Below are 13,269 nucleotides of genomic sequence, written 5' to 3'. Positions count from 1 at the left end.
CCGGTCGGGCGCTGACCCCGCGACGCGCAGGCGTCGCGCGCGTGCGCAGTACCCCGGGCGGGGGCTGACCCCGCGACGCGCAGGCGTCGCGCGCGTGCGCAGTACCCCGGGCGGGGGCTGACCCGCGGGGTCACCTCCCGCTCAGTCGAGGCAGTCGCGCAGCGCGTCGATGATGCTCGTCGCACGAGGGTCGTCGGCCTCGAGCACGTTCGTGACGAACGCGAAGCCGACGTCGTGCACCGGGTCGGCGAACGCGACCTGCCCGCCCGCGCCGTCATGCCCGAAGCTCGCTCCGGTCAGGTAGCGGCGCGCGGCGGAGTCGAGCTGGAAGCCCATGCCCCAGCGCGGCCACGGCGGTGGTGCGGAGAAGAATGGATGCCCGTCGGACTGCACCCGTAGCGCCTCGTCGAGCGTGTCGTCGTCGAGCAGACGCACCCCTTGCTCGGCGACGACCGTCGCCGACCAGATGGTGGCGAGCGCCCGAGCCGTGGCGATGCCGCCCGCCGCGGGGAACTCGGCGGCGTGGAGCCGAGGGTCGTTGAATCCGCCGTCGTCGCTCACGAGGGCCGCGGGCAGCGCGCCGCCGAGCGTCATCGCGCGTTCGGGCCAGTCGACCACGCCGGGCACGCGCGCCGCGGCCTGCGTGTCGACGAGGGCGTGCAGCGTCGGGCCGACCGTGAGGTGCGAGACGCGGTGCTCGAGCTCGGCGGGCAGCCCGATCCAGGCATCGACTCCGAGGGGGCGAGTGATGAGCTCGGCGAAGTACTCGCCCGGGCTCATGCCGGTCACGCGGCGGATGATCTCGCCTGCGAGCCAGCCCTGCGTGATCGCGTGGTAGGCGTAGGCATAGCCGGGCGCCCACAGGGGGGCCTGCTCGGCGAGCGCTGTCGTGACCGTGCTCCAGTCGAGGATGTCGTCGGTCGTGAGATCGCGCACGGGCGCGCTCAGGCCCGAACGGTGCCCGAGCACGTGACGCACGAGCACCTTCTCCTTGCCCGCCTGCGCGAACTCGGGCCAGTAGTCGCTGACGGGGGCGTGGTAGTCGAGACGCCCCTCGTGCACGAGCCGCGCCGCGAGCACCGCGGTGAGGCCCTTCGTGCACGAGAACACGACATTGAGCGTGTCGGCCTGCCACGGTTCACCGGTGCGCACGTCGCGCACTCCGCCGTGCAGGTCGACGACGGGTGCGCCGCCGACGCGCACCGAGAGGGCGGCACCCATGCGCTCGTGCCCGCCGAACGCCTGCCGGAACGCCTCGCCGACCCGTTCGAAGCCCGGGGCGACGGTGCCCGAGATCGTCGCGGTCATGCGCCCGTCACCGCCTCGACGGCGAGCCGGAGCTCGCCCCGCTCGGCCGACCACGACATCGCCATGGGGCCGGCGATGCCGCCCACGAATGACCCGTGCTCGTCGAGGTTGCGGAAGGCGAACAGCTGCCACTGGCCGGAGCGGTCGCGCACCGCCCTCGCCGCGTAGAGCGCGTCGTCATGCACGAGCCGTGCCGCTGACGTGTCGATCGGGGCGGCGCCGGGGCCCGTAAGCCCGTCGGCCGCAACAGCCCAGATGCCGCCGCGCTCGCCCTGAGCCTGCCGGTCACCGGCGAGCGCGGGGGTGTCGCACGAGAAGAGCAGCACGCGGTGACCGTCGATGTCGATGAGCTGCGGCACCTCCAGGTGCCGGAAGCCGGCGCCGGGCCGCGAGACCGCCTCGACCGCGCGCCACGAGACGAGGTCGGGCGAGGTGGCGACGCCGATCACCCCACGGTCGAGCTCGTCGGCCCCGTCGAGGGCGCGGGCCGTGACGAGCATCCACCAGCCCCCCTCGGGGTTCGGCATGACCCACGGATCGCGCCACGCCTCCTCCGGCCAGATCGAATGCCCGAGGGTCTCGTAGAGCTCCGGGTCGGCCGAGAGCGATCGCTCCGGATGCCGCACCCACGTGTGCAGGTCGCGCGAGGTCGCGGCGACCACGGTCTCGATGTTGGCGTGCGAATCGGCGCGCAGGAAGCGCGACCCGGTGTAGAGCATGTGCCAGGTGCCGTCGGCGTCGCGCACGACGCTGCCCGTCCAGGTGGCGTCGGCGTCCGCCGCCTCCCCGCCGCTCGGCTCGAGGCACACGCCGAGGTCGGTCCACTCGTGCAGATCGGTCGAGACGGCATGGCCGATGCGCGCGTTGCGGTGCCGCAGGTGCGGGTCGCCGAGCGAGCGCGGGGCGTGCAGGTAGAAGAGGTGGAACTTCTCGCCGTCGTCGGCGAACCAGAAGTCCCAGACCCAGTGGTCGTGGAGGGAGAACGGCATGGTGGCCCTATCTGAAGGAGGAGTGGGAGACGGCGGCGCGTGGCGACCGGTCGCGATCAGCCCTTGACGGCGCCCTGCAGCAGCGCGCGGATGAACTGCCGCTGGAAGATCAGGAACACGGTGATCGCCGGCACGATGATGATGAGCGCCCCCGCGTTCAGCAACGGGATGCTGAGGTAGTACTGCCCCTGGAAGAAGGTCAGCGCACCCGCCACCGTGCGGTCGAGCGGATCGGCGATGAGCACGACCGGCAGCAGGAACTGGTTCCACGTCCAGATAAACAGCAGGATCGTCAGCGCGCTGAGCGAGGGCAGGGCGAGCGGCAGCTGGATGCGGAAGAACTCCTGCCAGAGCGTCGCCCCATCGACGCGCGCCGCTTCGGAGAGCTCGCGCGGCACGTTGACGAAGTGGGCGCGCATCCAGAACACCGAGAACGGCATGAACAGGCCGATGAGCGGGAAGATCACCGCCCACTGGGTGTTGAGGGTGCCGAGCGCCTGAGCCTGGTAGTAGAGCGGGATGATGAGCGACTCGAAGGGGATGGTGAGCCCGAGCACGAAGACCATCAGGATGATGCGGCCGCCGCGCACCTGCAGTCCGCCGAGGGCGTAGCCCGCGAGCGTCGCGATGATGAGGGCGACGGGAACGACGCACAGCACGATGAACGCGCTCGAGCCCATCAGCCGCCAGACGTTGCCGACCTCGAACGCCGTGACGAAGTTGATCCACTGCGGGTCGGTGGGCCACGACAGACCGATCGGGTTGCGGTCGGCCGGCTGCAGCGCCGCCGAGAGCATGTTCACGAGCGGGATGAGGGTGAGCACGACCGCCACGAGCAGCAGCAGTCGGCCGAGCACCACTTCGGTGCGCGAGGTGATCATCGGTCGCCGATCCTCGAGAGCCGTTGGATCGGGAGCACGAGGGCGAGCACCAGCACCATCATGACGATGCCGAATGCCGACGCGAGGCCGACGTCGCTCTGCGTGAACCCGATGCGGAAGATGAGCAGGCCCGGCACGAGCGTCGCGCGCCCGGGGCCGCCCTGCGTGGACGTGTAGATGATGTCGAAGGTGCTGAGCGCGGCGATGACCGTGAGGGTCACGAGCACCGCGAGCTCTTGCCGCAGACCCGGCAGCGTGATGGTGAAGAACTCGCGGAACCAGCCGGCCCCGTCGAGCCGGATCGCCTCGTAGAGCGAGGTGTCGATCTTTCCGATGCCGGTGAGCAGCAGCACGGTGCAGAGGCCGGTCAGCACCCACGAGCCGATGAGCCCGACCGCCGGCAGAGCGGTCGCGTAGTCGGCGAGCCACGGGCGGGTGAGGAAGCCCAGGCCGATGCTGCTGAGGATCTGGTTGACGGCGCCGGTCTGCGCGTACATCCACGACCAGGCGATGCCCGCCGCGGCGAGCGGGATGATCTGCGGCAGGAAGAGCACCGTCTGCGAGGCCCGCAGGGCGAGCCCATCGCGCATCGTGCGGATGAGCGTGGCGAGCACGAGGCCCGTGCCGACCGGGATCACCGTGAAGAACGCGATGAGCACGAACGAGTTGCGGATCGCGCCGAGCAGGTCGGGGTTGGTCAGCACCTGCGCGTAGTTCTCGAGGCCGACCCACGTGGCGGCACCGATGCCGTTCCAGTCGTAGAACGAGTACTGGATGCCCGTGGCGAGCGGGTAGATCACGAACGATCCGTAGGCGACCAGTGCGGGGATGAGCAGGAGCCACCCCGCCCGGTCGGCCCGTCGGGCCGCCGCTTTCGCGGCAGCCCGACGAGGGGCGCTCGACGTCTGCGTGGCAGTCACGCGACGACCTCCTCCAGGCGAGTGGCGGTCTGCGACCGCCGCACGACGTCGAGCGCCCTCATGATCAACCGCCGATTTCCTGCTCGTAGAACGCCTGGACGCGCTCCACGAACTCGCGGCCGGTGATCTGGCTCGTCACGAGCAGCTGCGACTCGGGGATGATCGAGCCGGCGTAGATGCCCGCCGTGGTGTTGGCCATGAAGTCGACCTGGCCGTTGTCTTCACCGATCTGTGCGCTCATCTCGAGCGCCTTCTCGATGAGCGAGCCGGGCTCGACCGTCGGCAGCGGCAGGCTCGGGTCACCACCGGGCGAGGCGCCCGTGATGTCGACGATGATCTGGCGCGCCTCGGGGTTCGTGTGGATCCAGTTGAGGAAGAACACGATCTCGTTGAGGTTGTCGCTGCCCGCGGCCACCGAGAACGAGTTCGCGGCGCCCATCGCGATGAAGCGGTCGCCCTCGTTCGCCGGCGGGGCGAGGAAGAAGGTCACGTCGTCGCCGAGCGCCTCCTGGTAGCCCGCGGCGGCCCAGTTGCCGTTGAAGGTGAAGAGGCCCTCGCCCTCCGAGAAGCGCGTGACGAACGTGAAGTAGTCGATCGCGTTGATGTCGGAGGGGAAGTAGCCGGCGTCGGCCCACTCGCGCACCTTCTCGGCGCCCTGGATGTTGCCCTCGGTCGCGTAGGTCGCGCCCGGCTCGTTGAACATCCAGCTGAGGAACTCGTCCTGGTCGGCGTACTGGTTCATGAGCGCCTGCACGACGAAGTTCACGACGCCGTCGCTGTCGCCCGCCATGATCGGGAGGATGCCGGCGGCCTTGGCGGCCTCCATCATCTCCTCCATCTCGGCGATGGTCGCGGGGGGCTCCTCGATGCCGAGGCTCTCCGCGAGGACGAGGTTCATGTAGACGCCCGTGACGCTGTAGCCGAGGCCGAGCTGGTAGAGCGAGCCGGAGCCGCGCACACCCTCCTCGGTCATCCGCAGCGGCGAGAGCTGCGAGGCGGGCCAGGCGTCCCAGCCGTACGCGTCGAAGTAGGGGTCGAGGTTCGCCAGCAGGCCGTCCTTCACCGTGTCGCCGATGGTGGGGAGGCGGATGAGGTCGGGCGGGTTCTCGCCCGCGAGCAGACGCGGGGCGTTGGCCGTGAGGTTCTGGAACGTGTCGCGGGTGATCTCGAACGTGACGTTCGGGTACTGGCGCGTGAATTCCTCGGTGAGAGCGTCGGTGACCGGGAAGCCGGTCTCGTCGGCGATCGTGAGCACGACCTCCTCGTCGGTCAGCTCGGTGCTGACCTCGACGCCGTCGTTCTCCTCCGGCGCAGCAGCACCGGGAGCGCAACCGGCGAGGCCGAGCATCGCGAATGCGACGGCTGCCCCGACCACCGTGCGGGAGTGCCCGCGCCGGGATGTGTGAAGACGCATTGTGTGACTCCTTTGTCTGAATCTCTTGGTGGCTGATCCACAGGGTGGCACGTGTTTGCCCCCGCTGATCGGCATTGACCGCTGGGGGCCCCTGCTAAATCCATTTAGCAACACGCCATATCGCCGTGTCAAGTCCTGGCGCACAAAGATTCGGCTTGAGGCACCATAGACTCGGGCAGACGACGAGGAGGCGGCGGATGGCGGGCAAGCGGGTCACCCTTGCCGACGTCGCCCGTCGCGCGGGGCTGTCGCCGACCGCGGCCTCGATGATCCTCAACGGCCGCCCCGACACGCGCTTGTCGCAGGATGCCCACGACCGCGTCATCCACGCCGCCGCCGAGCTCGGCTACCGCCCCAACCTCACCGCGCGCGGGCTCCGCACGGAGCGCACCGACACGATCGGCTTCATCTCCGACGTCGTCGCCACCACCCGTTTCGCGAGCGGCCTCATCAAGGGGGCTCTCGACAACGCGCACGCCGCCGGCCACGTGCTGCTCGTTCTTGAGACCGCGGGCGAGCCGCAACGCGAAGCCGAGGCCGTCGAAGCCGTGCTCGACCGCCAGGTCGACGGCGTCATCTTCGCCACGATGCGCTCGCGCGAGCTCTACGTGCCTCCCGTACCCGACTCCACGCGCGTCGTGCTGCTCAACGCGACCAACGAGCAGCACCCCGTGTCGATCCTGCCCGACGAGTATGCGGGCGGGCGCGCGGCGATCGAGCTGCTCGCCGATGCCGGGCACCGGGAGGGCATCCTGCTGCTCGGCCACAACGAGCAGAAGGAGCGCGGTCTCTTCCGTTCCATGACGGTCGCGCGCCGCATCGCGGGCATCCGCGATGCGATGGCCGATCGCTCGCTCACCTTCCTCGCCGAGGAGTCGATCTGGCTGTGGGAGCCCCAGAACGGCTACACCGCCATGACCAAGCTCCTCAAGCGCCACGGCCGCGCGCTCAAGGCGATCGTGGCTCTCAACGACCGGCTCGCGTTCGGCGCCTACCAGGCGATCGCCGAGGCCGGGCTCACGGTTCCCGACGACGTGTCGATCGTCTCGTTCGACAACGATGAGCTCGCCGCCTACATGCGGCCAGGGCTGACGACGATCGCCCTGCCCCACGAAGCGATGGGGCGCGCGGCGGTGGATGCTGTGCTCGACCCCGACCGCACGGGCGAGATCCTCATCCCGATGCCGGTCGTCGAGCGCGACTCGGTCGCCCGCGTCTCGTAGTACCCCGGGTGGGGGTCGAACCCCGCGACGCGCAAGCGTCGCGCGCGCACGAGTACCCCGACAGGGACTCGAACCCTGACTGAAGCGATTTTAAGTCGCCTGCCTCTGCCATTGGGCTACCGGGGCGTGCCGCCAGCCTAGAACGCGCGAAACCCCCGGTTGCACGGCAACCGGGGGTTTCGCAGAAAGGCTCTAAGCCTTGGGGCGCGAGGCGAACTCCTGGAAGTAGGCCTGGGGCGTCTCGCGGGCCGAAAGGCTCACGTTGTCGCGGCCGAGGAAGAAGTGACCGACCCAGCCGCCGACGACGCGCAGCTTGCGCTCCCACATGGGGATCGCGAGGCCGTGGTACCCACGGTGCATGAACCAGGCGATGAGACCCGTGACGGCGAACTTGCCCGACTGGAAGGCGCCGTAGCCGAGGCCGAGGCCCGCGACCGCGCCGAGGTTCTTGTGCACGTACTGCTTCGGCTCTTCACCCCGCAGCGCTGCGGCGAGGTTCTTGGCGAGCACCTTGCCCTGGCGCACGGCGTGCTGGGCGTTCGGCACGCAGAAGCCGCCCACGCCACCCCCGGTGAGGTCGGGCACCGCAGCGACGTCGCCGGCCGTCCAGGCGCCCTCGATGACCTGACCCTGCTCGTCGACGACGCGCAGTTCGGCCTGGGCGCGCAGGCGACCCCGCTCCTCCACGGGCAGGTCGGTGAAGCGCACGACGGGGTTGGCCATGACGCCGGCCGTCCAGATGATGAGGTCGCTCTCGAAGGTCTCGCCGGTCGACAGCTCGATCACGCCGTCGACCGCGCTCGTGAGCTGCGTGTCGAGGTGCACGGTCGCAGCCCGCTGGGCGAGGTTCTTGAGCACCCAGTGGCTGGTCTTCAGCGAGACCTCGGGCATGATGCGCCCCATCGCCTCGATGAGGTGGAAGTGCGTGTCATCGATCGTGAGGCCGGGGTACTCGCGCAGGAGGGCGCTCGCGAGGCTGCGCAGCTCGGCGAAGGTCTCGATGCCCGCGAAGCCACCGCCGACGACGACGACGGTGAGCAGGCGGTCGCGCTCCGGGCCGGCCGGCAGCAGGGCGGCGCGGTGGAAGTTGTCGATCAGGCGATCGCGCACGGCGACGGCCTCTTCGATCGACTTCATGCCGATGGCGTTGTCGGCGACGCCCGGAATGGGGAACGTGCGCGACACCGAGCCCGCGGTGACGACGACGTGGTCGTAGTCGAGCTCGTAGGGCTCGCCGACCTCGGGCGTGATCGTGGCGGTCTTCGACGCGTGGTCGATGCCAGTCACCTTCGCCGTGATGACGGTCGTGCGCTTCAGGTGGCGACGGTGCGACACCACCGAGTGGCGGGGCTCGATCGAGCCGGCGGCCACCTCGGGCAGGAAGGGCTGGTAGGTCATGTAGGGCAACGGGTCGACCATGATGACCTCAGCCTCGCCCCGGCGAAGGTGCTTCTCGAGCTTGAGAGCGGTGTAGAAACCGGCGTAGCCGCCACCGACGATCAGGATTCTGGGCACAGGAAAAGCTCTCCTCGGTGGTAGGGGGGACCCACCTAATCTACTCCGAACGCGTGCGGGTCACGAACCGCAGCACGGCGGCGGCCGCGAGCGTCGCGAGCGCGGTGAGCGTGGCGGCGATGATCACGACGGTCGGGATGATCGGCCCGAGTTCGGCGAGCCCCGTGCCGGGCATCCGGAGCCCCGGCGCCGCCGGCTCCCGCCCGAGCGCGGAGCGTGGGGGCGACAGCTCGACGCTGACCTCGTCGGCGTCGGCGCGGCGGTGCAGCACGATCCACTCGGCGAGCGTTCCGAGCGGGTTGGCATCGACGGCCGGCACCTCCGCGCTGACGGCGGCGGCAGCATCGATGAGCCCGTAGCCGTAGTTCGGGTCGGGCACGATCGCGGTCGCCGGCCGGGCCGTGCTGATGATGCGGTTGATGACGCCGGCCGCGTCGAGCTCAGGATGCGCGGCGCGCACGAGGGCGGCGATGCCCGCGACGATCGGGGTCGCCCCGCTCGTTCCCTGCCAGGCGGAGTGACCGCCGCCGGGTATCGCGCCCACGAGGCCCTCGCTCGGCGCCATGACCCCGATCGTGATGCCCTGCGCAGACGCGTTGTCGCTCGCGCGGCCCGCGCGGTCGACGCCCCCGACGGTGAGCACCCCGGGAATCGTCGCGGGCGCCGACACCTGCGCGGTTCCGCTGCCGCGGTTGCCGGCGGCCGCGATCACGACGACGTCGTTCTGCTCGGCGTGCACGAACGCGGTGTCCCACGACTCGGGCCAGGCGACCTGGTTGCGGGTGAGGGAGAGCGAGATGATGTCGGCGCCGTTGTCGACCGCCCAGGTGACGGCGTCGGCGATCTGATCGTCACCGCTGCGCTCACCCGGCCCGAAGGCGAGCGAGATGCTGAGCACCGAGGCGGCCGGAGCCGCGCCGATGACACCCGCGTTCGGGCCGCTCCCCCGCCCGGCGGCGAGCGACGCGACCATGGTGCCGTGGGTGACGCCCTGGGGGCCGAGCGGCAGCGTGCCGGTCGCGTTGCCGCGGCCCGACACGTCGGTTCCGCCGATCACGGCGCCCGCGAGATCGGGGTGCGCAGCATCCACCCCCGAATCGATGATCGCGATGACGACCCCGTCGCCCCGGGTGACGCTCCACGCCGAACGGATGCCGTACTCGTCGAGCCAGTACTGCCGGTCGCGCACGGCGTCGGCTGCGGCTGGCGGCGCGAGCACGGGGGCCGCGGCGGGGGCGAGGCCCGCGACGAGCAGCCCCGCCGCGACGAGCGAGGCCGCGAACGGACGACTCAGGAGCCGCGCTGGTCGGGCGCGCACGCGCACACCTCGGGGCTCCAGCCGCACTCGGCCAGAGCCCGGTCGCCGATCGGGTTCAGCCCGGGGCCGGCGGCCAGGCTGTGGCCGACGAGGGCGTGCAGGCACTTGACGCGGGTGGGCATTCCGCCCGCGGAATAGCCCGCGATCTCGTCGACGTCGAGGATGCTCGCACGGTCGGCGAGGTACGCCTCGTGAGCGAGGCGGTACTGCGCCGCGAGGGCGTCGTCGGCCGCGAGCTCGGCGGCGAGCTCGGCCATGCGGCCGTTCGCCTCGAGCTGCGACACGGCGATCGTCGCCGCCGGATGCGTCAGGTAGTAGAGCGTCGGGAAGGGCGTGCCCGTCGTCAGGCGCGGACGCGTGGCGACGACCGTGGCGGCACCGCACACGCAGCGGGCGGGAATCCCGATGACATCGCGCGCCGGGCGGCCGAGCTGGGCGCTGACGATCTCGACGTCGCGGTCGGTGAACGGATCGAACGGCGGGCGCGTCATTCGGCGCCCCCGAACTCGGGCGAGACCAGGTCGGCGGCGGGCAGATCGGTGAGCCCGGCTGTGACGATCGACGACAGCAGGGCCCGGGTCCAGTCGATGCGCGTGGACTGGATCTCGTCGCTCACCGGCGTGCCGTCGTCACCCTCGATCGTGCGGCCGTCGTCGACGATCAGGTAAGTGATGTCGCCCGGATACACGTAGAGCAGTCGGTCTCGAGCCTGAGCCTCGATGTAGGCCGGGTCTTGCCAGCGGTCGATGTCGGTCTGCAGCTCGTCGACGACCGCCTGCTGCTCGGCGACGCGGCGCTCGAGCGCCGCGATCTCGTTCTGCTGCTCGACGAGCACCCGCAGGGAGGGCGCGAGCACGATGAGTGCGCCGACGATGAGCAGCAGAACGGTCACCGTGAACCCCGAGACCTGCAGGTTGCGGAACCACGGCGTCGCCGCGGGCGCGTCGGCCGGCAGCGTGACGGGCACGGTGCGGGGTCGACGGGGCATGGCTCCAGCTTAAGCGGCGAGCCCGCCACCCCGGGCGGGGCGACGGGCTCGTCGTGATTCGGGTGCGGTTACGCCGTGAACCGGGGGAAGGCGGTGCGGCCCGCGTAACGGGCGGCGTCGCCCAGTTCTTCCTCGATGCGCAGCAGCTGGTTGTACTTGGCGACGCGCTCGCTGCGCGCGGGGGCGCCGGTCTTGATCTGGCCGCAGTTGGTCGCGACGGCCAGGTCGGCGATCGTCGTGTCCTCCGTCTCGCCCGAGCGGTGCGACAGGATCGCCGTGTACCCGGCGCGCTGCGCCATGGCCACCGCGTCGAGGGTCTCGGTCAGGGTTCCGATCTGGTTGACCTTGACGAGCAGCGAGTTGGCCGTGCCGCGCCCGATGCCGTCTCCGAGGCGCTGCGGGTTGGTGACGAAGAGGTCGTCGCCGACGATCTGCACCTTCCGGCCGAGCTCGGCCGTCAGGGCGGCCCACCCCTCCCAGTCGTCCTCCGACAGCGGGTCTTCGATCGTCACGAGCGGGTACGCGGCCACGAGATCGGCGTAGAAGGCCGTCATCGAGGCGGCCGTGTGCTCGGAGCCCTCGAAGCGGTACACGCCGTTCTCGAAGAACTCGGTCGCGGCGACGTCGAGGCCGAGCGCGATGTCCTTCCCCGGCGTGAAGCCGACCTTCTCGATGGCCGCCATGAGGAAGTCGAGCGCCGCCTTCGTGCCGGCGAGGTCGGGAGCGAAGCCGCCCTCGTCGCCGAGGCCGGTGGAGAAGCCGGCCGCCTTGAGCTCGCCCTTGAGGGCGTGGTAGGTCTCGACGCCCCAGCGCAGGCCCTCGGAGTACGACTCGGCCCCGATCGGAAGGATCATGAACTCCTGAACATCGACACCGGTGTCGGCGTGCGCGCCGCCGTTGATGACGTTCATCATCGGCACGGGGAGCACGTGCGCATTGGGGCCGCCGACGTAGCGGAACAGGGGGAGGTCGGCCGAGTCGGCCGCCGCCTTCGCAACGGCGAGCGAGACGCCGAGGATGGCGTTGGCGCCGAGCTTCGACTTGTTGTCGGTGCCGTCGGCGGCGATGAGCTCGGCGTCGATCAGGCGCTGGTCGCTCGCATCCATGTCTTCGATCGCCGGACCGAGCACGTCGAGCACAGCGTCGACGGCCTTGAGCACGCCCTTGCCGAGGTAGCGCTTCGCGTCGTCGTCGCGCAGCTCGTAGGCCTCGAAAGCGCCGGTGGATGCGCCGGAGGGCACCGCCGCGCGCGAGACGGTGCCGTCGTCGAGCAGCACCTCCACCTCGACGGTCGGGTTGCCGCGCGAGTCGAGGATCTCGCGGGCGCCAACGGCCTCGATTGCAGCCATGAGGGTGTCTCCTTCGGTGGTGGTCAGCGGCTTCGGGGGTGATCAGGAAGCGGGTTCGAGCCTACGCCAGTCGAGGGCCGCGGCATCGGCCCCGGTCTCGGCACCGACGACGGCGAAGCGGGCGAAGCCCTCGGCGGCGAGCCTCTCGAGTGCGGCCTTCATGTTCTTGGGGCGCGCGAGCAGTCGCACGCGGGCACCGCCGGCGACCAGTTGCGCCTTGAGCTCCATCACCGCGCCGAGGTCGGCGTCGGCGTCGTAGAGCAGGGCCGACGCGCTCAGGTCGTCGCTCGCGTCGAACTCGACCAGATCAATGAGCCGCTCGAATCCGAGCGAGAAGCCCGTCGCCGGAACGTCAGCGCCGAGGAACCGCCCGATCATGCCGTCGTAGCGGCCACCGCCGCCGAGCGAGTAGCCGAGCTGCGGATGCGCGACCTCGAAGATGGGGCCGGTGTAGTAGCCCATGCCGCGCACGAGGAACGGGTCGAACACGAGCGGCACCGCACCGGCGACGGCCGCCGCGATGGCAGCCAGGTCGGTGAGCGCCTGCGCGTCGACGCCGACCGGCAGCACCGCGGCGATCGAATCCACGGTCAGCGCCTCCGCAGCTGCGGGTGCGGTGTGCGTAGCGGCCTCGGTGCCGAAGGCGGCGAAGGCGGGCACGCCCTGCAGGGCGGCGAGAGCGGCGGTGGGCATCCCGCGCTCGGTCAGCTCGGCGATGACGCCGACGGTGCCGATCTTGTCGAGCTTGTCGAGGCTGATGAGCACCGCGGCGTGCGAGTCGGCCGTGAACCCGAGTACCGTCAGCATGCTCGTGAGGATGCGGCGATCGTTGATGCGGATGCTGCACCCGGGAATGCCGAGTGCGTCGAGCGCCGCCGCCGTCGCTGTGATGAGCTCGACCTCGGCGATGATGCCCGGCTCACCGATGATGTCGATGTCGCACTGCACGAATTGGCGGTAGCGCCCCTTCTGCGGGCGCTCGGCCCGCCACACGGGCGCGATCTGGATGGCACGGAAGACGCTCGGCAGCTGCGCCCGATTGCTCGCGTAGAAGCGGGCGAGGGGCACGGTGAGGTCGAACCGCAGCCCGAGGTCGGCGAGGTCGAGCGGGGTTCGCGCAGCAGCGAGGTCATCCACCGTCAGACCGCGCTTCATGACCGCGTAGGCGAGCTTCTCGTTGTCGCCGCCGAGGCCGGAGAACAACCGCTCCGCGTCTTCGACGACGGGGGTCTCGATCTCGTCGAAACCGTGCGCCCGGTAGACGGAGCGGATGCGGGCGAGCACGCGCTCGCGCGTGGCCTTCTCGGCGGGGAGGATGTCGCGCATGCCCCGCGGGGGCGTCACAGCTGAGGCCATGGCCTCGA

12 protein-coding genes and 1 tRNA gene are annotated in these 13,269 nt (G+C 70.6%); 1 reads left to right on the top strand and 12 read right to left on the bottom strand.

Annotation, left to right across the window (positions count from 1 at the left end; translation table 11 throughout):
* Positions 1-141: 141 nt before the first annotated feature.
* The 5 genes from ACTIE9_RS03785 to ACTIE9_RS03765 all read right to left on the bottom strand — a co-directional run bounded on the left by ACTIE9_RS03785 (position 142) and on the right by ACTIE9_RS03765 (position 5,512).
* Positions 142-1,308, bottom strand: coding sequence for a serine hydrolase domain-containing protein (locus ACTIE9_RS03785; protein WP_439564243.1), 1,167 nt, complete (start codon positions 1,306-1,308; stop codon positions 142-144).
* Positions 1,305-2,297: a glycosyl hydrolase family 32 gene (locus ACTIE9_RS03780; protein ID WP_439564242.1), complete on the bottom strand. Its 993-nt coding sequence runs from the start codon at positions 2,295-2,297 to the stop codon at positions 1,305-1,307. The genes ACTIE9_RS03785 and ACTIE9_RS03780 overlap by 4 nt, the downstream gene beginning before the upstream one ends.
* Positions 2,298-2,353: 56 nt before the next feature.
* Positions 2,354-3,178 (bottom strand): carbohydrate ABC transporter permease, encoded by an 825-nt coding sequence (locus ACTIE9_RS03775; RefSeq protein ID WP_439564241.1) that lies wholly within the window; start codon positions 3,176-3,178, stop codon positions 2,354-2,356.
* On the bottom strand, positions 3,175-4,098 hold the full coding sequence (locus ACTIE9_RS03770; RefSeq protein ID WP_439564240.1) for a carbohydrate ABC transporter permease: 924 nt from the start codon (positions 4,096-4,098) through the stop codon (positions 3,175-3,177). Before ACTIE9_RS03770 ends, ACTIE9_RS03775 begins: the two co-directional genes overlap by 4 nt.
* A 64-nt stretch (positions 4,099-4,162) precedes the next feature.
* Positions 4,163-5,512 (bottom strand): ABC transporter substrate-binding protein, encoded by a 1,350-nt coding sequence (locus tag ACTIE9_RS03765; RefSeq protein ID WP_439564239.1) that lies wholly within the window; start codon positions 5,510-5,512, stop codon positions 4,163-4,165.
* A gap of 197 nt (positions 5,513-5,709) precedes the next feature.
* Here ACTIE9_RS03765 and ACTIE9_RS03760 point away from each other — a divergent pair, with 197 nt between their 5' ends.
* On the top strand, positions 5,710-6,735 hold the full coding sequence (locus ACTIE9_RS03760) for a LacI family DNA-binding transcriptional regulator (protein WP_439564238.1): 1,026 nt from the start codon (positions 5,710-5,712) through the stop codon (positions 6,733-6,735).
* 53 nt (positions 6,736-6,788) lie between these two features.
* On the opposite strand, the gene ACTIE9_RS03755 is transcribed toward ACTIE9_RS03760, so the two are convergent.
* From ACTIE9_RS03755 to hisS, 7 genes are all read right to left on the bottom strand, one after another.
* Positions 6,789-6,861, bottom strand: a tRNA-Leu gene (locus tag ACTIE9_RS03755).
* Positions 6,862-6,927: 66 nt separating this feature from the next.
* A complete protein-coding gene (locus tag ACTIE9_RS03750; RefSeq protein WP_439564237.1) occupies positions 6,928-8,250 on the bottom strand; it encodes an NAD(P)/FAD-dependent oxidoreductase in 1,323 nt (440 codons plus the stop codon).
* 40 nt (positions 8,251-8,290) lie between these two features.
* A complete protein-coding gene (locus ACTIE9_RS03745) occupies positions 8,291-9,568 on the bottom strand; it encodes a S8 family serine peptidase (protein WP_439564236.1) in 1,278 nt (425 codons plus the stop codon).
* Complete coding sequence (locus ACTIE9_RS03740; protein ID WP_439564235.1) at positions 9,541-10,059, bottom strand: DUF501 domain-containing protein; 519 nt, start codon at positions 10,057-10,059, stop codon at positions 9,541-9,543. The genes ACTIE9_RS03745 and ACTIE9_RS03740 overlap by 28 nt, the downstream gene beginning before the upstream one ends.
* Positions 10,056-10,556 (bottom strand): FtsB family cell division protein, encoded by a 501-nt coding sequence (locus tag ACTIE9_RS03735; RefSeq protein ID WP_439564234.1) that lies wholly within the window; start codon positions 10,554-10,556, stop codon positions 10,056-10,058. Before ACTIE9_RS03735 ends, ACTIE9_RS03740 begins: the two co-directional genes overlap by 4 nt.
* Positions 10,557-10,624: 68 nt before the next feature.
* Positions 10,625-11,905 (bottom strand): phosphopyruvate hydratase, encoded by a 1,281-nt coding sequence (eno, locus tag ACTIE9_RS03730; RefSeq protein ID WP_439564233.1) that lies wholly within the window; start codon positions 11,903-11,905, stop codon positions 10,625-10,627.
* A 42-nt stretch (positions 11,906-11,947) separates the two neighbouring features.
* Complete coding sequence (gene hisS, locus ACTIE9_RS03725) at positions 11,948-13,261, bottom strand: histidine--tRNA ligase (RefSeq protein WP_439564232.1); 1,314 nt, start codon at positions 13,259-13,261, stop codon at positions 11,948-11,950.
* Positions 13,262-13,269 lie beyond the last annotated feature (8 nt).

Origin of the sequence: Microcella sp., assembly GCF_051860105.1 — a bacterium.
Lineage (GTDB): Bacteria > Actinomycetota > Actinomycetes > Actinomycetales > Microbacteriaceae > Microcella.
Note: the sequence above shows the minus strand (reverse complement) of the source record. Positions and strands in the feature narration are given on the sequence as shown.